Below are 26,109 nucleotides of genomic sequence, written 5' to 3'. Positions count from 1 at the left end.
AGCTGGAGGGGACGGTTCGCGTGAGCGAGATACCAGCGAAGGCCACGGAGTTCGAGGATCCGTCGGACGGCGCGAGGACGGCGCCCGAGGCGGGCCTCGGCACGGGTGTGCCGGCCGGTGATCCGATGTGGCAGTCCAGTCCGCCCGGCTCGATGTACGACTACATAAAGGTCGCCTCCTTCTCCATCGGCCCCGACGGGCTCGTCGAGCAGTGGAGCCTGCGTGCCGAGCAGGTCTTCGGCATCCCCGCCGAGCGGGCCCTCGGCATGGACCCCATCGAGACGTTCATCCACCCCGACCGGCGCGAGCGCGGCCAGCGCAAGATGGCCGAGATCCTCGACGGCCGGGAGTGGACCGGGGTGGTCCCCTTCCGGCTGCCGGACACGCCGGACGGCACCCGCGGGACCGACGGGCTCGCCGAGGTCTATGTGATGCCCACCCGCACGGAGGAGGGCGCCAAGGCCGCCGTCTGCATCGTCGTGGACGTCCGGGTGCTGCGCACCATCGAGACCGACCTCGCGGCGTCGCAGGCGATTTTCGGCCAATCGCCGTTCGGTTTCCTGCTGATCGACACCGACCTCAAGGTGCGCCGCGCCAACCAGCGGTTCGCCTCCATCTTCGGCGGCACCCCCGACGACCACCGCGGCAAGGGCGTGCACGACTATCTGCCGCGCGCCGAGGCCGACCGGGTCTCCGCCACGCTGCGCCGCGTCCTGGAGACGGGCGACTCCATCACCGACATGCACGTCACCGGCTATGTGCCCGGCTCCGAGGAGCGCCGGCACTGGTCGATCAACCTCTACCGCGTGCACAGCGGCAGCGGCCGCCCCATCGGCGTCGCCTGGCTGGGCACCGACATCACCTCACGGCGCGCCGCCGCCCGCGAGGCCGCCGCGGCCCGCCGCAACCTCGCCCTTCTCAACGAGGCCGGCGCGCGCATCGGCAACTCCCTGGACCTGGAGACCACGGCCCGCGAACTCCTCGACGTCGTCGTCCCCGGCTTCTGCGACCTCGCCACCGTCGACCTCTACCAGGGCCTGCTGGCCGGTGACGAGACGCCGCCCGGCCTCGCCGACGGCAGCGCCGAGCTGCGCCGCGTCGCCTACGCCAGCGCCGTCTCCGACGCCCCCTTCGACGGGGCCGACACCCCCGTCACCGTCGGCGCGGTCCACCACTACTCCTTCAACTCGCCCTGCGCGGACGCCCTGCGCACCGCCCGGCCGCGTGCCGTCCCCGCCGAGGACGGCGGCCTGGTGCAGTCCACGCTGGCCGTGCCGATGGTCGCCCACGACACCGTCGTAGGACTCGTGCAGTTCTCCCGTACGAAGGGCAGCGAGCCGTTCGGCGACCGGGACCGCGACCTCGCGGTGGAGCTCGCGGCGCGCGCGGCGGTCTGTATCGACAACGCCCGGCTCTACCGGCGGGAGCACGAGCGGGCGTTGATACTGCAACGGTCCCTGCTGCCGCCCGGCGACCCCGTCGCCTCCGGCCTGGACATCGCCTGCCGCTATCTGCCCGGCAACGCCTCCACGGGACGGCCCAGCGAGGTCGGCGGCGACTGGTTCGACGTCATCGAACTGCCCGGCCACCGCACAGCGTTGGTGGTCGGCGACGTCATGGGCCGGGGACTGCGCGCGGCCGTGGCGATGGGCGAACTCCGTACGGCGGTGCGGACGCTGGCGCTGCTGGATCTGGAACCGGCCGAGGTGCTCTCGCAGTTGGACGAGATCGCCCGCGGTCTCGGCGCGCCCGGCGGCGTCCAGCAGGCAACGAGGGCCGCGCGGCGCCCCCGCGAGGCGGACCTGTCCGAGGTGTACCTCGCGACCTGCGTGTACGCCGTCTACGACTCGGTGACCCGGCGCTGCACCTTCGCCAACGCCGGCCATCTGCCGCCGGTGCTGGTCGAACCGGGCGAGGCGGCCCTCATGCTCGACGTGCCGCCGGGCATGCCGCTCGGCGTCGGCGGCGAGCCCTTCGAGGAGGTCGAGGTCGAACTGCCGGAGGGCGCGCTGCTGGCCCTCTACACCGACGGCCTGGTGGAGTCCCGCGACCACCCCTTGGACGAGGGACTGCAGGCGTTCGTCGGAGCGCTGACGGACCCCGCCCGGCCGCTGGAGGACGTCTGCGACCACGTCCTCAACACCCTCGACACCCATCACGGCGAGGACGACATCGCCCTGCTCATGGCCCGCGTCCAGGGCCTGCCCGCCGAGTCCGTCGGCGACTGGACGCTGCCGCGCGAGCCGCGCAGTGTGGGCCGCGCCCGGGAGTACGCCCGCGGGCAGCTGCTGTCCTGGGACATGGAGCCGCTGGTCGACACGGCCGAGCTGCTGGTGAGCGAGCTGGTCACCAACGCCCTGCGCTACGGCGAGGGCGAGATCAGACTCCGGCTGCTCCTGGACCGCACGCTCGTGTGCGAGGTCTGGGACTCCGGCCTCGTCCAGCCGCGCCGCCGCCGCGCCCGCGACACCGACGAGGGCGGCCGGGGCCTGCAGCTCGTCGGCCTGCTCAGCGCGGCCTGGGGCTCGCGCCGTACGCCGCGCGGCAAGACGGTGTGGTTCGAACTGCCGCTGCCCGACGGCGAGAACGGCCCGGTGGACCCGGCGGAGGCGCTGCTCAGCCTGTTCTGAGGCGCTCAGGGCGCCGACGTGCGGCGGCCGCGGCCGGCCGGGCCGCCGAAGCTCGCGGGGGTGTCGTCCGGGGCGTCGTCGAGCAGGACGCCTCCGACGTGGGCTCCGCCCTGGCCGCTGCCGGGGGCGTCGGTGCCGGCGAGCGGGTGGCCGTGCACACGGACGTCCTGTTCGGCGAGGTGCCGGGCCTGCCGGGCCAGTTCCTCGGCGTCGGTCCGGCCCTCGGGCCCGGTGCCCAGGAGCCGCCGGGCCTCCGCGAGCCGGGTGCGGGCCTGCGCGCCCACCGCGCCCCGGTGCGTGGCGACGAAGGCGTCCGCGTCCGCGACGGACTCCTCAGCCACCAGCCGCGCCGCCGCCCCCAGCACCCCGTCCTCCCCGCCCCCCAGCGGCACCACCGCCCGCACGATCCGCCGCAGCGCGTCGAGCGGGTCGTACGCCCCACCCGCCCGCTCCTCCCCCACGGCGGTCAGCACCAGCTCCAGCCGCAGCAGCCGGGCCCGCACCTCACCGACCGGCACGTCCACGGCGTCCTCGGCGGAAGCCGTGTCGCTGCCGATCTCCGCCGCCTCCGTCAGGGCGTCCGGCACCAGGGCGGCCGCCTCGGCGAGCGAGGTGTCGAGACGGTGGAGGGCGTCGAGGAACACGGCCGCCTGCGCGATCGCGGACTCGGCGGCGCGCAGGTGGGCCGCGGCACGGGCGGGAGCGCCCAGGTCGGCCGACTGGCGGGCCTGGTTGAGCCGGGTGGTGGCGAACACCAGGCGGTCCTTGGCCTGTTCGGTGTACCCGGTGACCGGGTTACGGGTGCTCGGCGGGAAGCGGCCGGCCAGCTCGGCGAACATCGACTCCGCCGTGACCGTACGCCCCGCCAGCTCACGGAACCTGGTCTCGGCCAGCTCCAGCGCGCGGGGGAGTCCGTCCCCCTCCAGATCGCGCAGGGCGTCGAACCCGGCGCTCTCCGCGTCCAGCCGCCGCCCCGCCTCCGCGCACCGCCCCACGATCCCGGCCAGCGCGTGCCGCCGCTCGGCCGGGTCGGCGGGCACGCCCTCGTCATACCGCTGCCGTATCCGGAAAGCGGCTGTCAGCTCCTCGCGGGCCTCGGCGACCGCCCGCGCGAACGGCTCGACGGCCTCTTCGCCCACCTGCTCCCGTGCCCAGCCCAGTTCCTCCTCGCTGGTCCGCACGCTGTCGTCCGCCGCGATCAGCGCGCGCCGGCAGCGTTCCTCCAGCTCGGCGACGGGCGGGGGAGCGGCGGGCCCGGGAGCGGGACGGGCCGGCACGGCCGGGGTACGGGCGCGGCGGGTCCGCCGTACATAGCCGTACGCCGCGAGGGCGCCCGCCGTGCCCACGGCGACCAGCGGCAGCACCAGGTCGGCCGTCGCCGTCTCGTCCTCCTCGGGCCCCTGCGCCACCGCACGGGTGCCCGGCCCGGCAAGGTCGGACCCGGCCCCGGCCGGCACCGTCGGCAGCACCAGCCACACCAGCCCCGCCGCACCGCCGAGCACGGTGTGGGCCACGCGCACGGATATGTGGCTCCGGCCCGGCCCGGGCCGCCCGCGGAAGGTGGAAGGCGTCACATTCGGGAGCGTATGGCCGGTTTCAGGCCCTCGCTACCGGGGTGCGCCGGGAGGCTTGGCTACCGCGACCGCCGTCCGATCTTCGAGCCCAGCCACACCAGCGGGTCGTACTTGCGGTCCACGGCCCGTTCCTTCAGGGGGATCAGGGCGTTGTCGGTGATCTTGATGCCCTCGGGGCAGACCTCGGTGCAGCACTTGGTGATGTTGCAGTAGCCGAGGCCGTGTTCGTCCTGGGCGGTGCGTTTGCGGTCCAGGCCCGTGTCCTCGGCGGCGTCCAGCGGGTGCATGTCGAGTTCGGCGATGCGCATCAGGAAGCGGGGGCCGGCGAACGCGGACTTGTTCTCCTCGTGGTCGCGCACCACATGGCAGGTGTCCTGGCACAGGAAGCACTCGATGCACTTGCGGAACTCCTGCGAGCGGTCCACGTCCTCCTGCATCATGCGGTACTCGCCCGGCGCCAGGTCGGCCGGCGGCACGAAGGCCGGGACCTCGCGCGCCTTGGTGTAGTTGAAGCCGACGTCCGTCACCAGGTCCCTGATCACCGGGAAGGCCCGCAACGGCGTGATCGTGACGGTCTCCGCGCGGTCGAACACCGACATCCGGGTCATGCACAGCAGCCGCGGACGCCCGTTGATCTCCGCCGAGCACGAACCGCACTTGCCCGCCTTGCAGTTCCAGCGCACCGCGAGGTCGGGCGCCTGGGTGGCCTGGATGCGGTGGACGATGTCGAGGACGACCTCGCCCTCGTTCACCTCGACCTCGAAGTCCGCGAGGCCGCCGCCGTCCTGGTCGCCCCGCCACACCTTGAACCGGGCCTGGTAGCCGCTCACTCGTACAGCTCCTCTTCGGCGAGGTACTTGACCAGCTCGTCCTTCTCGAAGAGGGCGAGCAGGTCCGGGCGGATGGGCGGGGTCGTCTCGCGCTCCAGGGCGATCTGCCCGCGCACCGGATCGGTCGCGGCGAGCCCGCCCGTCGGGTCGGTGAGCCGGCACAGCAGATTGACGTTGCGCCATCTGCGGTCCATGCCGGGGAAGTCCTCGCGGGTGTGCCCGCCGCGCGACTCGGTGCGCTCCAGCGCGGCCCGCGCCACACACTCGCTGACCAGCAGCATGTTCCTGAGGTCCAGGGCGAGGTGCCAGCCCGGGTTGAACTGCCGGTGCCCCTCGACGCCGGCCCGCCGGGCGCGCAGCCGCAGCTCGGCCAGCTTCTCCAGGGCCTGCCCCATCTCGGCCTCGCGGCGGATGATGCCGACCAGGTCGTTCATGGCCTGCTGAAGTTCCTGGTGCAGGGTGTACGGGTTCTCCGGCGGCCCGGTCTCGCCCTCGGTCTCCGCGGAGAAGGGCCGCAGCGCCTCCGCGGACGCCGCGTTGACCTCGGCCTCCGAGACCGACGGGCGCACCGTCTGCCCGGTGGCGTACTCGGCGGCGTGCCAGCCCGCCCGGCGCCCGAAGACCAGCAGGTCGGACAGGGAGTTGCCGCCCAGCCGGTTGGAGCCGTGCATGCCGCCGGCCACCTCACCGGCCGCGAACAGCCCCGGCACCCCGCGCGCGGCCGCCGTGTCGGAGTCGACCGCGACACCGCCCATCACGTAGTGGCAGGTGGGCCCGACCTCCATCGCCTCGGCCGTGATGTCGACGTCCGCCAGCTCCTTGAACTGGTGGTACATCGACGGCAGCCGCCGCTTGATCACCTCGGCCGGCATCCGCGTCGACACATCCAGGAAGACCCCGCCGTGCGGGGAGCCGCGGCCCTCCTTCACCTCGGAGTTGATCGCGCGGGCGACCTCGTCGCGGGGGAGGAGCTCAGGGGGACGCCGGTTGTTGTCGGGGTCCTCGTACCAGCGGTCGGCCTCCTCCTCGCTCTGCGCGTACTTCTCCTTGAAGACGTCCGGGATGTAGTCGAACATGAACCGCTTGCCGTCGGAGTTGCGCAGCACCCCGCCGTCGCCGCGCACCGACTCGGTGACGAGGATGCCCTTCACCGACGGCGGCCAGACCATGCCGGTCGGGTGGAACTGCACGAACTCCATGTTCAGCAGCGGGGCTCCGGCCAGCAGCGCCAGCGCGTGGCCGTCGCCGGTGTACTCCCAGGAGTTCGACGTCACCTTGAAGGACTTGCCGATGCCGCCGGTGGCGATCACCACCGCGGGCGCCTCCAGCACGAAGAAGCGGCCCGACTCACGCTCGTAGGCGAAGACCCCCGAGACCCGCCCGGCCTCGTCCTTGAGCACCCGCGTGACCGTGCACTCCTGGAACACCTTCAGCCGTGACTCGTAGTCGCCGGTCTCGCGGTGGTCCTCCTGCTGGAGCGAGACGATCTTCTGCTGGAGCGTGCGGATCAACTCCAGGCCCGTTCGGTCACCGACATGCGCGAGGCGCGGGTACTCGTGGCCGCCGAAGTTGCGCTGGGAGATGCGGCCGTCCTTCGTACGGTCGAACAGCGCGCCCCAGGTCTCCAGCTCCCACACCCGGTCCGGGGCCTCCTGGGCGTGCAGCTCGGCCATCCGCCACTGGTTGAGGAACTTGCCGCCGCGCAGGGTGTCGCGGAAGTGGACCTGCCAGGTGTCGTGCTCGTTGGCGTTGGCCATGGCCGCGGCGATGCCGCCCTCGGCCATCACCGTGTGCGCCTTGCCGAACAGCGACTTGCAGATCACCGCCGTACGCGCGCCGCGCTCGCGGGCCTCGATCGCGGCGCGCAGCCCGGCGCCGCCCGCACCGACCACGACGACGTCCCACTCCTGGCGGTCCACCACGGGCATCAGAACAACCTCGGATCGTCGAAGGCACCGGACGCGACGAGATACACGTAGAAGTCGGCGAGCGCCACGCTCACCAGGGAGGACCACGCCAGCAGCATGTGCCGGGCGTTGAGCTTCCCGACCAGCTGCCACATGCGGTAGCGCACGGGGTGCCGGGAGAAGTGCTTGAGCTTGCCGCCGACGATGTGCCGGCAGGAGTGGCAGGACAGCGTGTACGCCCAGATCAGCACGATGTTGACGACGAACACGAGCGTGCCGAGGCCCATGTGGCCCCACGCGTAACTCTCGTCGCGGAAGGCGAGCACGGTGTCGTAGGTGAGGATCCCGGCGACGGGGATGGCCGCGTAGAAGAAATACCGGTGGATGTTCTGCAGGATCAGCGGGAAGCGCGTCTCACCGGTGTACTTGCCGTGCGGCTCGGCGACCGCGCAGGCGGGCGGCGACGCCCAGAAGCCGCGGTAGTACGCCTTGCGGTAGTAGTAGCAGGTCAGCCGGAAGCCCAGCGGGAAGATCAGGATGATGATCGCGGGGGAGATGCCCCACCAGCCGCCGAACAGCTCCCAGTTGGGGCCGTGGCGCATCGGCGCGCAGTTCTCCGCCAGGCACGGCGAGTAGAACGGCGAGACGTAGGGCGCCGCGTAGTAGTCGGAGTTGGCGAAGGCCCGCCACGTCGAGTAGACGACGAAGGCGAGCAGACCGGCGGCGGTGGCGGCGGGCGCCAGCCACCACCGGTCGGTCCGCAGATGCCGGGCGCTGATCGCGGCGCGCGTCGCGGACCGTACGCCGCCGCCGAGCGGATGGGGTTCTTCTGTTCCTGGGGGTTCCGTACCTGTGGCCAAGGAGGGACTCCGTGTCTCACGGTGAGGGGCTCAGGGGGCGCGCCGATCGCGGGCGCCGAGGCCCTCGTCGTCGATGTCGACCCACAGGCTGTCGTCGTACGGGGTGTCGGGGATGGTGACCAGCTCCGGCTTGCGGGGCTGCCCCTGCGCCGAGGTCGCCTCCCTGAGCAGGGCGACGCTCTCGCGCAGGTGCTCGGCGTCGGCGCGGACCCGGCGCATGTCCAGGCCGGTGCTGCCGAGCTGCTGTTCCAGTCGGCCCACCGACCGGGACAGATCGTCGAGGCAGCGCTGGACCGACGTCAGTTCGTCGTGCACGGACATGACGTGACCTCTTTTCCATCGGCTGTGCGGCCGGGGGCCTTGCTCTCGATGGTGACGTTCATGCGCCTGCGAGTGTTGCGCGTCACACCGGTGGGTGGGAAGGGATGTGCACCGATTGGCCGAGGCGTACTGGTGCATTCCCCGGTGCGTTGCGCCGCACGGGTGGGCTTGTGGGCCGTCGCCGCCGTGTCGCCCCCTGCTGCCGAACCCTTTCCTCTTCAGTGGCAGCGGATATCCGAAAACATGTGATCAGCTCCAAATACCGCCAAACGTGATCATAACCCGCGGCTTCCGGAGGTAACCAGAGATGTCTCACGTCGGTGTCGGACCACGGGCGGTCATGCGCTCGGTCGCTTTCCTCACGTCGGGCGCCCTCGCGGTGACCCTGCTCGCCGGGTGCGGGTCGCCCGACGAGGCCGGAAAGCCCCTGGCCGGGCAGGACATCGGCCGTGCCGCCCGGGCGCAGATCGCCGACGGCGGCACCCTGCGCTGGGCCGTGGACGCCGTCCCCGAGACCCTCAACACCTTCCAGTCCGACGCCGACGCCGCCACCACCCGCATCGCCCAGGCCGTCCTGCCGTCGATGTACCGGCTCGACGCGAGCGGGCGCCCCGAGCGCAACGCCGACTTCCTCGAGTCCGCCAAGGTCGTCGAGACCGAGCCCCGCCAGGTCGTGCTGTACAAGCTCAACCAGCAGGCCGTCTGGAGCGACGGCCGCGAGATCGGCGCCGCCGACTTCGCCGCCCAGTGGCGCGCCCTGTCCGGCAAGGACAGCGCCTACTGGACGGCCCGCAACGCCGGCTACGAGCGCATCGAGAAGATCGAGCGCGGCGCCAACGACCTGGAGGTCAAGGTCACCTTCGCCCGGCCCTACGCCGACTGGAGGTCGCTGTTCTCGCCGCTGTACCCCAAGGAGGTCATGGGCACCCCGGACTCCTTCAACGACGGCGCCCGGCGCAAGCTCAAGGTCACCGCGGGACCCTTCTCCCTGAAGAAGGTCGACCGCAGGGACGACGAGGTCACCCTGACCCGCAATCCGCGCTGGTGGGGCGCGCCCCCCAAGCTCGACAAGATCGTCCTGACGGCCGTGCCGCGCGAGGAGCGGACCGCCGAGCTCGCCGCGGGGAAGATCGACCTGGCCGAGATCGACCCGGAGGCGGCCGCCCGTGTCGAGGGCGCCGCCAAGGGCTCGGCCGGGCCCCTCGCCGGTCCGGGCGCCGGGCGTACGGCGGCCAGGGCGCTGCGCTCCTGGGCCCTGGCCAACGGCTCCGACGAGGAGGCCGCCGAGGACGAGGTGTACGCCCGCACGAAGCTGCGCAGGGCGATCGCCCGGTGGGAGAAGGAGCGGCAGGCCCTGCGCGGCGTCGAGATCCGCAAGTCCCTGGAGCCCGCCTACACCCAGCTCGCCCTCAACGGCTCCGGAGGCCCCCTCGCCGACGAGCGGGTCCGCCGGGCGGTGGCCCGTGCCCTGGACCGCGACGAACTCGCCCGCGTGGTGCTGGGGCCGCTCGGCCTGCCCACCGAGCCGGTCGGCAGCCACCTCGCCCTGGCCGGGCAGGCCGCCTACGCCGACAACAGCGGCGCCCTCGGCGGCCAGGACACCAAGGAGGCCCAGGCCCTGCTCGCCGACGCCGGTTGGGAGCGGGGCGGCCCGCTGAAGGAGCCGGAGAAGGCCGAGGAGGCGGCCGGGGCGGCGGGCCGCAAGGCCAAGGAGGACAAGGCCAAGGAGGACAAGGCCAAGGAGGAGAAGGCCGAGAAGGACAAGGCCGAGAAGGACAAGGCCGGGGACTCCGAGCGCCCCGACGAGGGCGACGACGAAGGCACGTACATCGTCGGCGAGGACAGCGGGGACAGCGGGAACAGCGGGGACAGCGGGAACAGCGAGGACAGCGGGACCAGCGGGGACAGCGAGGACAACAAGGCCGACCAGGACGACCGCCGGCACAGCCGGGACGAGTCCCGCAACCTCGCCCAGGACGGCAAGCAGTACGCCGACGGGCGCCTCCAGCGGGGCGGGGCGCCGGGAGCGTACGCGCCGAAGGGCACCGCCGCGCCCGCGGGCGCGAAGCCCGGGACGCTGGCGAAGGACGGCGAGCCGCTGACCCTGCGGTTCGTGGTGCCCTCCGGGGACGGGTCGCGGTCGCTGCGGACGGTCGCCGAACGCATCCGGCGGATGCTGGACCGGGTCGGCATCCGCACGCAGATCACGAAGGTGTCCGACGAGAGCTACTTCAAGGACCACATCGCGTCCGGGGAGTACGACCTGGCCCTGTACTCCTGGCCCGCGTCCGCCTTCCCGGCCACCGACGGCAGGCCCATCTACGCCAAGCCGGTGCCCGCAGCGGACGGGTCGCTGAGCGTGGAGCAGAACTACACGCGCGTCGGCACCGACCAGGTGGACCAGCTCTTCGACCAGGCCGCCGCGACCCTGGACGAGGAGGAGAGCCGGGGGCTGATCCGCAAGGCGGACTCCCGGATCTGGGCGGCCGCGGGATCGATCCCCCTGTATCAGCGGCCCCAGCTGGTGGCGGTCCGCAAGAACCTCGCCAACGCCGGTGCCTTCGGCTTCCAGACGCCCGTGTACGAGGACATGGGATTCCTCGAGAAGGGCGTGAAGCTCTCGCCCTCGTCCTCCCCCTCGTCCCCGGGCAACTGATCATGGAACAGCCCCTGCGGAGGCCGTCTCCCGCAGGGGCACGTACGATGGGGTGAGGCCGTGGCGTGTCAAGCCCGGCAGGGCCCGCGTCACACGGACGTACGCGCGCGCCACCCAACACTCCGGGAGAACGCCTCACTATGGCCACGCGCCACGACATCCGCAACGTCGCCATCGTCGCCCACGTCGACCACGGCAAGACGACCATCGTCGACGGCATGCTGAAGCAGGCCGGTGCCTTCGCCGCCCACCAGCTCGACTCGGTCGACGACCGCATGATGGACTCGAACGACCTGGAGCGTGAGAAGGGCATCACGATCCTCGCCAAGAACACGGCGGTGAAGTACCACCCGAAGGACGGGGGGGACGTCATCACCATCAACATCATCGACACCCCCGGTCACGCCGACTTCGGCGGCGAGGTCGAGCGCGGTCTGTCGATGGTGGACGGTGTCGTGCTGCTGGTGGACGCCTCCGAGGGCCCGCTGCCGCAGACCCGCTTCGTGCTGCGCAAGGCGCTGCAGCAGCGCCTGCCCGTCATCCTGTGCATCAACAAGACGGACCGCCCGGACTCCCGTATCGACGAGGTCGTGAACGAGACCTACGACCTCTTCCTCGACCTGGACGCGGACGAGGAGCAGATCGAGTTCCCCATCGTCTACGCCTGCGGCCGTGACGGCATCGCCTCGCTGACCAAGCCGGAGAACGGCACCGTCCCGGCGGACTCCACCAGCCTGGAGCCGTTCTTCTCCACGATCCTGGAGCACATCCCGGCCCCGACCTACGACGAGGAGGCCCCGCTCCAGGCCCACGTCACCAACCTGGACGCGGACAACTTCCTCGGCCGTATCGCGCTGCTGCGCGTCGAGCAGGGCGAGCTGCGCAAGGGCCAGACGGTCGCCTGGATCAAGCGTGACGGGTCCATCACCAACGTCCGCATCACCGAGCTGATGATGACCGAGGCGCTCACCCGCAAGCCTGCCGAGAAGGCCGGCCCGGGCGACATCTGCGCCGTCGCCGGTATCCCGGACATCATGATCGGCGAGACCCTGGCCGACCCCGAGAACCCGGTGGCGCTGCCGCTGATCACGGTCGACGAGCCCGCGATCTCGATGACCATCGGCACCAACACCTCCCCGCTGGTCGGCCGCGGCGGCACCGGCAAGGGCGCGGACGCCAAGGCGGCCGTGAAGGACCGCAAGGTCACCGCCCGCCAGGTCAAGGACCGCCTGGACCGCGAGCTGATCGGTAACGTCTCGCTGCGCGTCCTCGACACCGAGCGGCCCGACGCCTGGGAGGTCCAGGGCCGTGGCGAGCTGGCGCTGGCCATCCTGGTCGAGCAGATGCGCCGCGAGGGCTACGAGCTGACCGTCGGCAAGCCGCAGGTGGTCACCAAGGACGTCGACGGCAAGACGTACGAGCCGGTCGAGCGCATGACCATCGACGTGCCCGAGGAGCACATGGGCGCCGTCACGCAGCTCATGGGCGTCCGTAAGGGCCGTATGGACAACATGTCGAACCACGGCTCCGGCTGGGTCCGCATGGAGTTCGTGGTGCCCTCCCGCGGCCTGATCGGATTCCGGACGGAGTTCCTGACCCAGACCCGCGGCACCGGCATCGGTCACTCCATCCACGAGGGCTTCGAGCCCTGGTTCGGCAACCTCCAGACCCGTAACAACGGCTCGCTGGTCGCCGACCGCTCCGGTGCCGTCACGGCCTTCGCGATGACGAACCTCCAGGAGCGCGGCGTGCTCTTCGTGGAGCCGGGCACCGAGGTGTACGAGGGCATGATCGTCGGTGAGAACTCGCGTTCCGACGACATGGACGTGAACATCACCAAGGAGAAGAAGCTCACGAACATGCGGTCGTCCTCGGCCGACTCGTTCGAGGCGATCGTGCCGCCGCGCAAGCTGTCGCTGGAGCAGTCCCTGGAGTTCTGCCGCGACGACGAGTGCGTGGAGGTCACCCCGGAGGCCGTTCGCATCCGCAAGGTGAACCTGGACGCCCGCGAGCGCGCCCGCGCCGCGAGCCGCGCCAAGCACGGCTGACGCCGACTCAACAGCAGTCCCAGAGGACCCGGTTCTCCCGGAGCGGAGGGCCGGGTCCTCGGCGTGCCCGGCCGGATCTGTTCAAGCCGCGGTCGAACACCGCTGGAACGCTGTTCGGATATCGGAGATCCAGCGATCAAGTTTCGGACATGTAAACAAAAATCCCTACCCGAATGTCCGAAATGCCGGGTCAGCGTCTCACCTGTCAAGCGCGCCTAGGTGTCAATCTTCGCAATTTTTGCTCAAAAATTTGAAGTTAGGGAGATCCCTATGTCTTCCGCCCTTGACGCGCGTTGATGCACTTGGCGAAAGTTCCCCCAAACCACAGAACCTGCCGGTATCTGTGCTGCGCTCAACTCTCCAACCCCCCGGGGGAAGAACACACATGACCAGTCCGACGAAGGCCGAGGGCTCCGGGTCCGCGGTCGCCTTGGACCCTGAGCTCGAGGCGACCTCCGAAGTCGCCAAGGGTGAGAAGAAGCTTGAGGGTCGTTCCCCTGGGCAGTTGATGTGGCAGCGCTTCAAGCGTGACCGTACAGGCATGGTCTGCGCCGGCGTAGTCATTTTCTTCTTCGTCGCGGCCCTCGCCGCTCCGCTGCTGACCATGCTCAGCGGGAGCGACCCGTACACCCTGTACGGGCAGGACCCGACCTACGCGGACAAGCCGGTCCTGGACGACTTCGGTCTGCCGCTCGGCTACTTCGGCGGCGTCTCCGGCGAGCACTGGTTCGGTGTCGAGCCGCAGTACGGCCGGGACCTGTTCGCGATGCTGATGTACGGCATGCGGACCTCGCTGCTGATGGCGCTCGGCGTGACCGTGCTGGTGATGGTCACCGGCGTCGTCATCGGCCTGATCGGCGGCTACTTCGGCGGTCGCGTCGACTACTGGCTGGGCCGGGTCACGGACTTCTTCCTGTCCTTCCCCTCGCAGCTGTTCTTCATCGCCTTCATGCCCGTCGTGACCGCGTTCTTCGTGGACCCGCGGGAGGAGACGCCCACGTACTTCCGGGCGCTGGCGATCCTGATCGTGCTGTGGGTGCTCGGCTGGATGGGCATGGCCCGCCTCGTGCGGTCCACCGTCCTCTCCCTGCGCGAGCGCGAGTTCGTGGAGGCCGCCAAGGTCGCGGGCGCCTCGCCCTGGCGGATCGTCCGCAAGGAGATCCTGCCGAACATCGTCTCGCCGATCCTGGTGCAGTTCACGTACCAGCTGCCCAGCACGATCCTCACGATCGCGTTCCTGTCCTTCGCGGGCGTCGGCTTCGTCGAGCCGACCCCGGACTGGGGACGGCTGTTCGCAGCGGGTGCCCACTACGCCGAGCAGGACCCGGCGTTCATGTTCTTCCCGGGCACGATGCTGGTGATCTTCATCCTGGCCTTCAACCTCCTCGGAGACTCGGTCCGGGATGCCTTCGACCCCAAGTCCGGGCGGTAACCGTCCCATTGGTGGGGGGTGGCTGCCGCCCCCGCGTCGGCCTACCAGCCGCGTCAGGCAGTACTCATGGATAACAACCGACAGGTAGGTGCATTCACCGCTATGAAGCTCACCTCGCGCAGAGCGCGTGCCATAGTCGTCGCGATCGCGGCCGGCTCCCTCGCGCTCACCGGCTGCTCGGAGAACAAGGGCACGAGCTCCAACAAGGACTCCAAGAAGGACCAGCAGGAGGCGGCGGGCCAGTCCAAGGCCGTCGTCTACGCCGACGCCGCCGCCTCCACCGGCCCGGCCGAGGAGGTCCCCGGTGCCAAGCCCGGCGGCACGATCACCGCCTACCAGGAGTCGGGTCTGACCCACCTGGACCCGGGCCAGATCTACGTCTCCGACGCCGGCCAGGTCGCCAACCTGCTCTTCCGCGGGCTGACGAACTTCGAGGAGGACGGCAAGGGCAACGTCTCGGTCGTCGGTGACCTCGCCACCGACTCCGGCAAGTCCTCCGACGGCGGCAAGACCTGGACGTACACGCTGAAGGACGGCGTCAAGGACCAGAACGGCAACGAGATCACCTCGGCCGACATCCGCCACACCTTCGAGCGTCAGTTCGCGAAGTTCATCTTCGACGGCCCGACCTACATCCAGACGTGGCTGGCCGGCCCGGACTACCGCAAGGCGCTCCCGGACGGCGGTTTCGGCAAGAAGCACCTGCCGGACACCATGCTGGAGACCCCGGACGAGAAGACGGTCGTCTTCCACTTCGACACGGCGCGCCCCGACCTGCCGCAGACGCTGGCCATGCCGGGCTACACCGTCGTGCCGGAGAAGACCGACACCAAGGAGAAGTACGACAAGGCCCCGGTCTCGACCGGCCCGTACAAGATCTCCGAGTACAAGGTCGGCAAGGTCCTCAAGCTCGTCAAGAACGAGAACTGGGACCCGAAGACCGACTCCGTGCGCCACCAGTACGTGGACGGCTGGGACTTCCAGTTCGGTGTCACCGAGTCGACGCAGACCAAGCGTCTGATCTCCGACCAGGGCGACGCCAAGAGCGCCATCCAGTTCACCGGCTCCGTGGACGCCACCCAGATCCAGGACGTCATCTCCGACGCCTCGGTCAACAAGCGCACGATCAAGGGCTACCAGCCCTACGTCATGTCGCTGACCTTCAACCTGGACCGGGTCAAGAACAAGGCCGTCCGTGACGCGGTGGCCTACGCGGTCAACTCCAAGTCGCTGATCGCCGGTGAGGGCGGCGCCTACGGCGGCGACGTGGCCCCGAACCTGTTCGCCCCGACCCTGCCGGGCTACGAGCCCACCTACGACCCCTTCGGCCGTCTGAAGACGCCGCAGGGCAACATCGCCAAGGCGCAGGAGCTGCTCAAGGGCGTTCCCGCCGCGCAGAAGAAGCTCGTCTTCGCGTACTCCAACTCCGAGGCGGGCCAGAAGCGCAAGGTCGCCGTCGAGGACGCCCTGACCAAGGTCGGCTTCGACGTCGTCTCCAAGGAGGTCGACTCGGCGAGCTTCTACGAGCAGATCGCCAAGCTCGACAACCCGTACGACATGTACATCACCGGCTGGGGCCAGGACTGGCCGTCGCCCGGCACGGTCGTCACCCCGATCTACGACGGTGACCAGGTCGCCGACGGTTCGTCGAACTACTCGCACATCGACGACCCGAAGGTCCAGGAGCTGATCAAGAAGGCCCTGACCCAGGAGCCCACCGAGGCCGCCAAGACCTGGCGCGAGGCGCACCACTACATCATCGAGAAGATCAACCCGGGCGCCCCGCTCTGGTACACCAAGCAGTTCCAGCTCTACGGCTCGAACATCGGCGGTGCCCGCTACAGCACCGAGTCGAGCTACATCGACGTCACCCGTCTGTTCCTGAAGTCGTAACTCTCTACGGCTGATCGCGGGAGTGCGCCCCCGGCGGAGCGCACTCCCGCGGTTCCGTGAAACCATCCACCGTCTGTCGCAGAGAGCAGCCTCCCCGCCATGCTTCAGTTCATCCTCCGGCGCTTGGTCGGTGCCGTCGTCACCCTGTTCCTCATCGGCGCCGCAACCTTCTTCCTGTTCGTCGCCGCGCCGTCCGACTACGCCTCACTGGCCTGCGGCAAGGACTGCTCCCCGGCGAGACTGGCGGACATCCGTGAGGCCCTGGGCCTCAACCTGCCCATCGCGCAGCAGTTCTGGGACTTCATGTCCGGCGTCGTGATGGGGCGTGACTTCCCCACCGGTCACTGCCCGGCGCCGTGCCTCGGCCAGTCGTTCTACTACGACGACGGCGTCTGGGACATCATCATGGACCGCTTCCCGGTGACGCTGTCGCTGACCCTCGGCTCGATCCTGGTCTTCCTGACCATCGGCATCGGCGCGGGCATGATCTCGGCGTACAAGCGCGGATCGGTGCTCGACAAGGTCGCCACCGGCACCTCGATGGTGCTCAGCTCCTTCCAGATCTACTTCCTCGGCCCGATCGTGCTGCTGATCTTCGTGTACAGCACCGGCTGGGTGGAGGACCCCAAGTACGTGCCGTTCACGGACGACCCCGCCGGCTGGCTGGCCGGTCTGTGGATCCCGATGATCGTGATGGCCACCATCTTCACCGCGCAGTACACGCGTATGGCGCGCGCTTCCCTGATCGAGCAGCTCGCCGAGGAGCACGTGCGCACCGCGCGGGCCAAGGGCATGTCGAAGAAGTACGTCTTCTTCCGCTACGCCTGGCGCGGCTCGCTCATCCCGATCGTCACCGTCCTCGGCATCGACATCAGCTCCCTGCTCGGCGGTGGTGTCGTCACGGAGATCACGTTCTCGCTGCAGGGCATCGGGCGCCTGGCCGTGGCGGGCGCGACCCAGAAGGACCTCCCGCTCACGATGGGCGTCATGCTGTTCGGAGCCTTCTTCATCCTGCTCCTGAACATCCTCACCGACATCGCGTACGCCTGGATCGACCCGCGCGTCCGGCTCTCCTAGGAAGAACCAACCACCGTGACCACACTGACCAAGACCGAGGACGCCCCGGCCCCGACCGGGCCCGAGAGCTTCCTCTCGGTCCGTGACCTGCGGGTGCAGTTCTCCACCGAGGACGGCATCGTCAAGGCGGTCGACGGCCTCTCCTTCGACATCGAGCGCGGCAAGACCCTGGGCATCGTCGGCGAGTCCGGCTCCGGCAAGTCCGTCACCAACCTGACGGTCCTCGGCCTGCACAACCCCCGCAGCACCACCGTCGACGGCGAGATCGTCCTCGACGGCCAGGAACTCGTCACCGCCACCGACAAGGAGCTGGAGAAGCTCCGCGGCAACAAGATGGCGATGATCTTCCAGGACCCGCTGACCGCGATGTCCCCGTACTACACGGTGGGCCGGCAGCTGTCCGAGCCGTACATGAAGCACATGGGCGCCTCCAAGAAGGAGGCCAAGGACCGGGCCATCCAGATGCTGGAGAAGGTCGGTATCCCGCAGCCCAAGGTGCGCTTCGACGACTACCCGCACCAGTTCTCCGGCGGTATGCGCCAGCGCGCCATGATCGCCATGGCCCTGATGTGCGACCCCGAGCTGCTGATCGCCGACGAGCCGACCACCGCGCTCGACGTGACCGTGCAGGCCCAGATCCTGGACCTGCTCAAGGACCTCCAGCAGGAGTTCGGCTCCGCGATCATCTTCATCACCCACGACCTGGGCGTCATCGCCAACATGGCCGACGACCTGCTGGTGATGTACGCGGGCCGGGCCGTGGAGCGCGGCACCGTCAAGGAGGTGCTGGGCGCGCCCAAGCACCCCTACACCTGGGGCCTGCTCAGCTCGATGCCGCGTCTCGACGGCGACATCCACCAGGAGCTGTCGCCGATCCCGGGCACCCCGCCGTCCCTGCTCAACCCGCCGTCCGGCTGCCGCTTCAACCCGCGCTGCACCTTCACGGACAAGGTCGAGGGCAACCTCTGCACCACGACCCGGCCGCCGCTCGGCGAGGGCCGCGCCGCCGCGTGCCACCTGACGGCCGAGCAGAAGCAGTCCATCTTCATCGACGAGATCCAGCCCCGGCTGCGCTAGGGAGAGACCGAGATCATGAGCGAGAACCTCACCCTCCCCGCACAGCAGGGCTCCGCCGACACCACGCCGGAGACGCTGCTCGAGGTCAAGGGCCTCACCAAGCACTTCCCGATCTACGGCGGCTTCCCGATCAAGCGGAAGGTCGGCGCGGTCCAGGCCGTCGACGGTGTCGACCTGACCGTCGGCGTCGCCGAGAGCGTCGGTGTGGTCGGCGAGTCCGGCTGCGGCAAGTCGACCATGGGCCGGCTCGTCACCCGTCTGCTGGAGCCGACGGCCGGCCAGATCACCTACCGGGGCCAGGACATCACCCACGCCTCGCGCCGGCAGATCGCGCCGGTCCGGTCCGAGATTCAGATGATCTTCCAGGACCCGTACTCGTCGCTGAACCCGCGGCAGACCGTCGGCACGATCATCAAGTCGCCGATGGAGGTCAACGGGATCAACCCCCCGGGCGGCCGCGAGACGCGTGTGCGTGAGCTGCTGGAGCTGGTCGGCCTCAACCCCGAGCACTACAACCGCTTCCCGCACGAGTTCTCCGGCGGCCAGCGCCAGCGCATCGGTGTCGCCCGTGCGCTCGCGCTGAACCCGAAGCTGATCGTGGCCGACGAGCCGGTCTCCGCGCTCGACGTGTCGATCCAGGCGCAGGTCGTCAACCTGCTGCAGAAGGTGCAGGACGAGCTCGGTATCGCGTTCGTCTTCATCGCCCACGACCTGGCGATCGTGCGGCACTTCTCGCAGCGCGTCGCGGTGATGTACCTCGGCAAGGTGGTCGAGGTCGGTGACCGGGACTCCATCTACAACCGGCCCCGCCACCCGTACACGCACGCCCTCCTGTCGGCCGTGCCCGAGGTGGACGTCTCCGACGACGCCGAGCCCCGCGAGCGCATCCGCCTGGCCGGCGACGTGCCCTCGCCGATCCACCCGCCGTCCGGCTGCCGCTTCCGCACCCGCTGCTGGAAGGCCCAGGACAAGTGCGCCACGGAGGAGCCCCCGCTGGTCCAGCTCTCCGGCAACCGTGCGGGCCACCTGACGGCCTGCCACTTCCCGGAGGACCCGACGGCGGAGCGCTCCGAGGCGGTCATCCTGGACCCGGCCCTGAAGGCGCTGGAGGACGCGGAGTGAGTTCCCGCTAGGCCCTTCGGGCCACGGTGACGATCTCGCGGCTGGCGGCGGGGGCATACGGCCCTCGCCGCCAGTCGCCGTATCGGGCCGCGACCTCGAACCCGGCCTCCGCCAGGAAGGCGTCCAGCGCGTCCGCGTCCAGGAACCGCAGGACGCTGCGGCTCACCCGGTCGCGGTCCCAGCGCTCGCTGGAGAACGTCTCGGTGAAGGTCACCCGGTCCCCGACGACCGGCCCGGCCACCTCGTGCCACACCCGCACCTCGGCGCCGTACGGATCGGCGATCTCGTGCACCCGGTCCGGCGTCCAGGCCTCCCACGCCCGTGCCGCGGGGTTGCGCGTCTCGAAGACGAAGCGGCCTCCCGGCGCCAGAGCCGACCGCACCCCGGCCAGCAGCCGCCTGACCGCCTCGTTCCCCAGCAGCTCCTGGAAGGCGTGTCCGGTCATCACGGCGAGGTCGAACTCGCCCTGCCAGCGGACCGACTCCAGGTCCCCGAGCACCCACTCCACGTCCGGCGCGGCCCGGCGGGCCTGCACCAGCATCGCCGCGGCCGGGTCGACGCCGGTCAGCCGCCCGGTGTGCCCGGCCGCCCGCGCGCCGCGCAGCAGCCTGCCCGTCCCGCAGCCGACGTCCAGCACGGCCCGCGCGGACATCACCAGGTCCAGGTAGAAGTCGTCGTCGGGCCCCCAGCCGTTGAGGGCGTCGTACAGCCGCGCGAGCTCCAGGTCGGCGTAGGAGTGATCAACCATCCCGGCAGTGTGCCTGCTGAATCGTCGGTCAGTACAGAAAACGCGGATTTACGCCCGGTGAACGCAGGGTGTACGCCCATCAGGACGCACGCGTCGCCCAAAGGGCCCCGTGCGTGTGCGGTGTGCACCGAATGCCCCGATATTGGCCGATGACGGGTCAGCGCCACGGCGCTGGCGGCACAGCGCACGACAGCGCATCACTGCGCATTCACGAGGAGGCACTCCATGCGCGGAGCCACGCACGCCAAATGGGCCGCATGCGCGACGGCGGTAGTCCTCGCGGCGACGGCCTGCGGAGGCGGCGACGACGGGGGCGGCGGCGGTGGCGAAGCCGACAGCGGCGCGGTGCTCTCCTCCTCCTGGACCGACCCGCAGAACCCGCTGGAGCCGGCCAACACCAATGAGGTGCAGGGCGGCAAGGTGATGGACATGGTCTTCCGGGGCCTCAAGCGCTACGACCCGAAGACCGGCGAGGCCAAGGACATGGTCGCCGCGAAGATCGACACGAAGGACTCGCAGAACTTCACCATCACCATCAAGGACTGGACGTTCTCCAACGGCGAGAAGGTCACCGCCCAGTCCTTCGTGGACGCCTGGAACTACGGCGCGAGTCTGAAGAACAACCAGAAGAACGCGTACTTCTTCGGCTACATCGAGGGTTACGACAAGGTCCACCCGGACAAGGGCAAGCAGACCGCCGAGACCATGTCCGGCCTGAAGGTCGTCAACCCGAAGACCTTCACCGTCAAGCTCACCCAGAAGTTCTCGAGCTTCCCCGACACCCTCGGCTACACCGCCTTCAACCCCCTTCCCCGCGCCTTCTTCGACGACCACTCCGCCTGGCTGTCCAAGCCCGTCGGCAACGGCCCGTACACCGTGGAGTCGTACACCAAGGGCTCCGAGATGCGGCTGAAGACGTGGGACGCCTACCCGGGCCCGGACGGCGCGCAGAACGGCGGCGTCACCCTCAAGGTGTACACCGACAACAACACCGCCTACACCGACCTGATGGCCGGCAACCTCGACCTCGTCGACGACGTGCCCGCCGCCCAGCTGACCAACGTCAAGGCCGACCTCGGCGACCGCTACCTCAACACCCCGGCGGGCATCATCCAGACGCTCGCCTTCCCGTTCTACGACAAGAACTGGAACAAGCCGAACGGCGACAAGGTCCGCAAGGGCCTCTCTCGCGCCATCGACCGCGACCAGATCACCAAGACGATCTTCCAGAACACCCGCACCCCCGCAACCGACTGGACCTCACCCGTCCTCGGTGAGGAGGGCGGCTTCAAGGAGGGCCTGTGCGGTGAGTGGTGCGAGTACGACGCCGACGAGGCCAAGAAGCTGATCAAGGAGGGCGGCGGCCTCCCCGGCGGCCAGGTCAAGATCACGTACAACGCGGACACCGGCTCCCACAAGCTGTGGGTCGACGCCGTGTGCAACTCCATCAACAACGCCCTCGACAACGAGAAGGCCTGCGTCGGCAACCCCATCGGCACCTTCGCCGACTTCCGCAGCCAGGCCTCCACCCAGAAGCTCCACGGCCCCTTCCGGGCCGGCTGGCAGATGGACTACCCGCTCATCCAGAACTTCCTCCAGCCGCTGTACTACACCAACGCCCCCTCCAACGACGGCAAATGGTCCAGCCCGAAGTTCGACGACCTCGTCGACAAGGCCAACGCCGAGACCGACATCGCCAAGGCCGTGGAGACGTTCCAGCAGGCCGAGGAGGTCGTCCGCGACGAGATGGCCGCGATCCCCTTGTGGTACCAGAACGGCAGCGCGGGCTGGTCCGACCGGCTCTCCAATGTGGCGCTGAACCCGTTCAGCGTCCCCGTCTACAACGAGATCAAGGTGGGCTGAGCGCGCCATGGGGCGGTACGTCGTCCGCCGACTGCTGCAGATGATCCCGGTGTTCATCGGGTCCACCCTGCTGATCTTCCTCATGGTCAACGTGATGGGCGACCCCATCGCGGGCCTGTGCGGCGACCGGCAGTGCGACCCGGCGACCGCCGCACAGCTCCGTCATGAGTTCGGCCTCGACAAGCCCGTGTGGCAGCAATACCTGACCTACATGGGGAACGTCTTCACCGGCGACTTCGGCACCGCCTTCAACGGCCAGGAGGTCACCGAGCTGATGTCGACGGCCTTCCCCGTCACCATCCGGCTCACGATCGTCGCGATCCTCTTCGAGATCGTCATCGGCATCACCCTCGGCGTGGTCACCGGACTGCGCCGGGGGCGGCCCGTCGACACGGCCGTCCTGATCGCCACCCTCGTCGTCATCTCCGTGCCCACCTTCGTCACCGGCCTGCTGCTCCAGCTGCTGCTCGGCGTCGAATGGGGCTGGATCCGCCCGTCCGTCTCCTCGGGCGCGCCCTTCGACGAGCTGATCCTGCCCGGCCTCGTCCTGGCCTCGGTCTCCCTGGCGTATGTCACCCGCCTGACCCGCACCTCCATCGCGGAGAACCGGCGCTCCGACTACGTCCGCACCGCCATCGCCAAGGGCCTGCCGAGGCGCCGGGTCATCTCCCGGCACCTGCTGCGCAACTCCCTGATCCCCGTGGTCACCTTCATCGGCGCCGACGTCGGCGCCCTGATGGGCGGCGCGATCGTCACCGAGCGGATCTTCAACATCCACGGCGTCGGCTACCAGCTCTACCAGGGCATCGTCCGGCAGAACACCCAGACCGTCGTCGGGTTCGTGACCGTCCTCGTCCTGGTCTTCCTGGTCGCCAACCTGCTCGTCGACCTCCTGTACGCCGTACTCGACCCGAGGATCCGCTATGCCTGACCCCCAGGACACCGGCGCACACGACGGCGCCATCGCCGGCACCGGCATGGGCGGCGCGATGGACCTCGCCGCGAGCGAGGCGACCACGCTGGAGAAGGCACCCGGCCCCGGCGGCACCGGCCCCACCGGCAAACCCCGCAGCCTGTGGTCCGACGCCTGGCACGACCTGCGCCGCAACCCCGTCTTCATCATCTCCGGCCTGGTCATCCTGTTCCTGGTCTTCGTCTCCCTGTGGCCCTCGGTCATCGCCTCCGAGAGCCCCCTGAAGTGCGACCTCGCCAAGGCCCAGCAGGGCTCCCAGTCCGGCCACCCCTTCGGCTTCGACGGACAGGGCTGCGACGTGTACACGCGCACCGTCTACGGCGCCCGTACGTCCGTCACCGTCGGCGTGTGCGCCACGCTCGGGGTCGCGCTCCTCGGCTCGGTGCTCGGCGGGCTCGCCGGGTTCTTCGGCGGCGTCTGGGACGCGATCCTGTCCCGCATCACCGACGTCTTCTTCGCCATCCCGGTCATCCTCGGCGGCCTGGTGCTGCTGTCCGTGGTCACCAGCAACACCGTCTGGCCGGTCATCGGGTTCATGGTGCTGCTCGGCTGGCCGCAGATCTCCCGCATCGCCCGCGGCTCCGTCATCACCGCCAAGCAGAACGACTACGTCCAGGCGGCCCGCGCGCTGGGCGCGTCCAACTCCCGCATGCTGCTGCGGCACATCACGCCCAACGCCGTCGCCCCGGTCATCGTCGTCGCCACCATCGCGCTCGGCACCTACATCGCGCTGGAGGCCACCCTGTCCTACCTCGGCGTCGGCCTGAAGCCGCCCAGCGTCTCCTGGGGCATCGACATCTCCGCCGCCTCCCCGTACGTCCGCAACGCCCCGCACGCGCTGCTGTGGCCCTCCGGCGCGCTCGCCGTCACCGTCCTGGCCTTCATCATGCTCGGCGACGCGGTGCGCGACGCCCTCGACCCGAAGCTGAGGTGACGGCCCGATGCTGCTCGAAGTGCGCGATCTGCACGTGCAGTTCAAGACCCGCGACGGCATCGCCAAGGCCGTCAACGGCGTCAGCTACGCCGTCGACGCCGGCGAGACCCTCGCCGTGCTCGGCGAGTCCGGCTCGGGCAAGTCGGTGACCGCCCAGGCCGTCATGGGCATCCTCGACATGCCGCCCGGGAAGATCACCGGCGGCGAGATCCTCTTCCAGGGCAAGGACCTGCTCAAGCTCAAGGAGGAGGAGCGGCGCAAGGTCCGCGGCGCCGAGATGGCGATGATCTTCCAGGACGCGCTGTCCTCGCTGAACCCCGTCCTGTCCGTGGGCGACCAGCTCGGCGAGATGTTCGTCGTCCACCAGGGCATGTCGAAGAAGGACGCCCGCGCCAAGGCCGTCGAGCTGATGGACCGCGTCCGTATCCCCGCCGCCAAGGAACGGGTCCGCCAGTACCCCCACCAGTTCTCCGGCGGCATGCGCCAGCGCATCATGATCGCCATGGCGCTGGCCCTCGAACCGGCCCTGATCATCGCCGACGAACCGACGACAGCCCTCGACGTCACCGTCCAGGCCCAGGTCATGGACCTGCTCGCGGAACTCCAGCGCGAACTGCGGATGGGCCTCATCCTCATCACCCACGACCTCGGCGTCGTCGCCGACGTGGCCGACCGCATCGCGGTGATGTACGCGGGCCGCATCGTGGAGACGGCCCCCGTCCACGGCATCTACAAGAACCCCGCGCACCCCTACACGAGGGGCCTGCTCGACTCCATCCCGCGCCTGGACCAGAAGGGCCAGGAGCTCTACGCCATCAAGGGCCTGCCGCCGAACCTCCTCCACATCCCCCCGGGCTGCGCCTTCCACCCCCGCTGCCCGATGGCCAGGGACGTCTGCCGCACCGACGTACCACCCCTCTACGAGGTCGACGAGGACCGGCGCAGCGCCTGCCACTTCTGGAGGGAGTGCATCGATGGCTGATGCCTCAACGACCGAGCCGATCATCGAGGTGCGCGGACTCGTCAAGCACTACCCGCTCACCCAGGGCATCCTCTTCAAGAAGCAGATCGGCGCGGTCAAGGCCGTCGACGGAGTGGACTTCACCCTCCACCGCGGCGAGACCCTCGGCATCGTCGGCGAGTCCGGCTGCGGCAAGTCCACCGTCGCCAAGCTGCTGGTCAACCTGGAGAAGCCGACCGCGGGGGAGATCCGCTACAAGGGCGAGGACATCACCAAGCTGTCCGGCAGGGCCCTCAGAGCCGTCCGCCGCAACATCCAGATGGTCTTCCAGGACCCGTACACCTCCCTCAACCCCCGTATGACGGTGGGCGACATCATCGGGGAGCCCTACGAGATCCACCCCGAGGTGGCCCCCAAGGGAGACCGCCGCAGACATGTCCAGGACCTCCTGGACGTGGTCGGCCTCAACCCCGAGTACATCAACCGCTACCCCCACCAGTTCTCCGGCGGGCAGCGCCAGCGCATCGGCATCGCCCGGGGCCTGGCGCTGCGCCCCGAGGTGATCGTGGCGGACGAGCCGGTGTCGGCGCTGGACGTCTCCGTCCAGGCCCAGGTCATCAACCTCATGGACCGCCTCCAGGCGGAGTTCGACCTCTCCTACGTCTTCATCGCCCACGACCTGTCGATCGTCCGGCACATCTCCGACCGGGTCGGGGTGATGTACCTCGGCCGGATCGTCGAGCTCGGCAGGGACGCCGAGATCTACGACCACCCCACCCACCCCTACACACAGGCCCTGTTGTCGGCGGTCCCGGTGCCCGACCCGGAGGCCCGGGAGCACCGCGAGCGCATCATCCTCACCGGAGACGTCCCGTCCCCGACGAACATCCCCTCCGGCTGCCGCTTCCGCACCCGCTGCTTCAAGGCCCGCCCCCGCTGCGCCGAAGAGGTCCCCCTGCTCGCGATCCCCTCCCATCTGGCCCCCGCCGGCGGCCCGGGCGCCCATGACTCGGCCTGTCTGTTCGCGGAGGAGAAGCAGGTGGTGCCGCCGGAGGACCCGGGCCCCGCGAAGGGCCGGGTGCCGGAGTAACACGGGCGCAACTCGGCCGACCCTGTTCCGATATACGGACGCGCGAGGCTGAACAGCGTACGGCCGTGCGGGTGCCGTAAGCGGGCCGGGATGCACCATGTCATCCCGGCCCG

At 69.8% G+C, this 26,109-nt stretch carries 19 protein-coding genes; 13 read left to right on the top strand and 6 right to left on the bottom strand.

Going from position 1 to position 26,109, the window contains the following annotated elements; genetic code table 11:
* Window positions 1–20: 20 nt before the first annotated feature.
* Entirely contained in the window at window positions 21–2,630 is a 2,610-nt protein-coding gene (locus ACIQ6Y_RS26410; RefSeq protein WP_404042455.1) for a SpoIIE family protein phosphatase, read from the top strand.
* Window positions 2,631–2,635: 5 nt separating this feature from the next.
* On the opposite strand, the gene ACIQ6Y_RS26405 is transcribed toward ACIQ6Y_RS26410, so the two are convergent.
* Genes ACIQ6Y_RS26405 through ACIQ6Y_RS26385 form a run of 5 tightly spaced genes read right to left on the bottom strand, consistent with a single transcriptional unit; the run spans window position 2,636 to window position 8,122 of the window.
* Complete coding sequence (locus ACIQ6Y_RS26405; protein WP_404042454.1) at window positions 2,636–4,204, bottom strand: hypothetical protein; 1,569 nt, start codon at window positions 4,202–4,204, stop codon at window positions 2,636–2,638.
* 59 nt (window positions 4,205–4,263) lie between these two features.
* Window positions 4,264–5,034, bottom strand: coding sequence for a succinate dehydrogenase/fumarate reductase iron-sulfur subunit (locus ACIQ6Y_RS26400; RefSeq protein WP_404042453.1), 771 nt, complete (start codon window positions 5,032–5,034; stop codon window positions 4,264–4,266).
* Entirely contained in the window at window positions 5,031–6,962 is a 1,932-nt protein-coding gene (locus ACIQ6Y_RS26395; RefSeq protein ID WP_404042452.1) for a fumarate reductase/succinate dehydrogenase flavoprotein subunit, read from the bottom strand. The genes ACIQ6Y_RS26400 and ACIQ6Y_RS26395 overlap by 4 nt, the downstream gene beginning before the upstream one ends.
* Window positions 6,962–7,801: a hypothetical protein gene (locus ACIQ6Y_RS26390; protein ID WP_404042451.1), complete on the bottom strand. Its 840-nt coding sequence runs from the start codon at window positions 7,799–7,801 to the stop codon at window positions 6,962–6,964. Before ACIQ6Y_RS26390 ends, ACIQ6Y_RS26395 begins: the two co-directional genes overlap by 1 nt.
* 30 nt (window positions 7,802–7,831) lie before the next feature.
* Window positions 7,832–8,122 (bottom strand): hypothetical protein, encoded by a 291-nt coding sequence (locus ACIQ6Y_RS26385; RefSeq protein WP_404042450.1) that lies wholly within the window; start codon window positions 8,120–8,122, stop codon window positions 7,832–7,834.
* Between the two features lie 307 nt (window positions 8,123–8,429).
* On the opposite strand from ACIQ6Y_RS26385, the gene ACIQ6Y_RS26380 reads away from it, so the two are divergent.
* The 7 genes from ACIQ6Y_RS26380 to ACIQ6Y_RS26350 all read left to right on the top strand — a co-directional run bounded on the left by ACIQ6Y_RS26380 (window position 8,430) and on the right by ACIQ6Y_RS26350 (window position 19,427).
* Complete coding sequence (locus ACIQ6Y_RS26380) at window positions 8,430–10,778, top strand: ABC transporter substrate-binding protein (RefSeq protein WP_404042449.1); 2,349 nt, start codon at window positions 8,430–8,432, stop codon at window positions 10,776–10,778.
* 140 nt (window positions 10,779–10,918) lie between these two features.
* A complete protein-coding gene (gene typA, locus ACIQ6Y_RS26375) occupies window positions 10,919–12,826 on the top strand; it encodes a translational GTPase TypA (RefSeq protein ID WP_404042448.1) in 1,908 nt (635 codons plus the stop codon).
* Window positions 12,827–13,211: 385 nt separating this feature from the next.
* Window positions 13,212–14,258 (top strand): ABC transporter permease, encoded by a 1,047-nt coding sequence (locus ACIQ6Y_RS26370; RefSeq protein ID WP_404042447.1) that lies wholly within the window; start codon window positions 13,212–13,214, stop codon window positions 14,256–14,258.
* 102 nt (window positions 14,259–14,360) lie between these two features.
* Complete coding sequence (locus ACIQ6Y_RS26365) at window positions 14,361–16,151, top strand: ABC transporter substrate-binding protein (RefSeq protein ID WP_404042446.1); 1,791 nt, start codon at window positions 14,361–14,363, stop codon at window positions 16,149–16,151.
* Between the two features lie 99 nt (window positions 16,152–16,250).
* A complete protein-coding gene (locus tag ACIQ6Y_RS26360; protein WP_404042445.1) occupies window positions 16,251–17,228 on the top strand; it encodes an ABC transporter permease in 978 nt (325 codons plus the stop codon).
* A gap of 15 nt (window positions 17,229–17,243) precedes the next feature.
* Window positions 17,244–18,305, top strand: coding sequence for an ABC transporter ATP-binding protein (locus ACIQ6Y_RS26355; RefSeq protein WP_404042444.1), 1,062 nt, complete (start codon window positions 17,244–17,246; stop codon window positions 18,303–18,305).
* Between the two features lie 15 nt (window positions 18,306–18,320).
* Entirely contained in the window at window positions 18,321–19,427 is a 1,107-nt protein-coding gene (locus ACIQ6Y_RS26350) for an ABC transporter ATP-binding protein (protein WP_404042443.1), read from the top strand.
* 7 nt (window positions 19,428–19,434) lie between these two features.
* Here the strand turns inward: ACIQ6Y_RS26350 and ACIQ6Y_RS26345 are convergent, their stop codons facing one another.
* A complete protein-coding gene (locus tag ACIQ6Y_RS26345; protein WP_404042442.1) occupies window positions 19,435–20,175 on the bottom strand; it encodes a class I SAM-dependent methyltransferase in 741 nt (246 codons plus the stop codon).
* A gap of 225 nt (window positions 20,176–20,400) precedes the next feature.
* On the opposite strand from ACIQ6Y_RS26345, the gene ACIQ6Y_RS26340 reads away from it, so the two are divergent.
* Genes ACIQ6Y_RS26340 through ACIQ6Y_RS26320 form a run of 5 tightly spaced genes read left to right on the top strand, consistent with a single transcriptional unit; the run spans window position 20,401 to window position 25,996 of the window.
* Window positions 20,401–22,038 (top strand): ABC transporter substrate-binding protein, encoded by a 1,638-nt coding sequence (locus tag ACIQ6Y_RS26340; protein ID WP_404042441.1) that lies wholly within the window; start codon window positions 20,401–20,403, stop codon window positions 22,036–22,038.
* Between the two features lie 7 nt (window positions 22,039–22,045).
* The gene (locus tag ACIQ6Y_RS26335) at window positions 22,046–22,969 is read left to right on the top strand and encodes an ABC transporter permease (RefSeq protein WP_404042440.1); all 924 of its coding nucleotides are present in this window, start codon (window positions 22,046–22,048) and stop codon (window positions 22,967–22,969) included.
* The gene (locus tag ACIQ6Y_RS26330) at window positions 22,962–23,945 is read left to right on the top strand and encodes an ABC transporter permease (protein WP_404042439.1); all 984 of its coding nucleotides are present in this window, start codon (window positions 22,962–22,964) and stop codon (window positions 23,943–23,945) included. The genes ACIQ6Y_RS26335 and ACIQ6Y_RS26330 overlap by 8 nt, the downstream gene beginning before the upstream one ends.
* Window positions 23,946–23,952: 7 nt before the next feature.
* On the top strand, window positions 23,953–24,927 hold the full coding sequence (locus ACIQ6Y_RS26325) for an ABC transporter ATP-binding protein (protein WP_404042438.1): 975 nt from the start codon (window positions 23,953–23,955) through the stop codon (window positions 24,925–24,927).
* Entirely contained in the window at window positions 24,920–25,996 is a 1,077-nt protein-coding gene (locus tag ACIQ6Y_RS26320; protein ID WP_404042437.1) for an ABC transporter ATP-binding protein, read from the top strand. The genes ACIQ6Y_RS26325 and ACIQ6Y_RS26320 overlap by 8 nt, the downstream gene beginning before the upstream one ends.
* Window positions 25,997–26,109 lie beyond the last annotated feature (113 nt).

This window comes from Streptomyces sp. NPDC096205, from assembly GCF_044763135.1.
GTDB lineage: Bacteria > Actinomycetota > Actinomycetes > Streptomycetales > Streptomycetaceae > Streptomyces.
The sequence above is the reverse complement of the archived record's forward strand: the minus strand, read 5'-3'. Positions and strand labels throughout refer to the sequence as shown.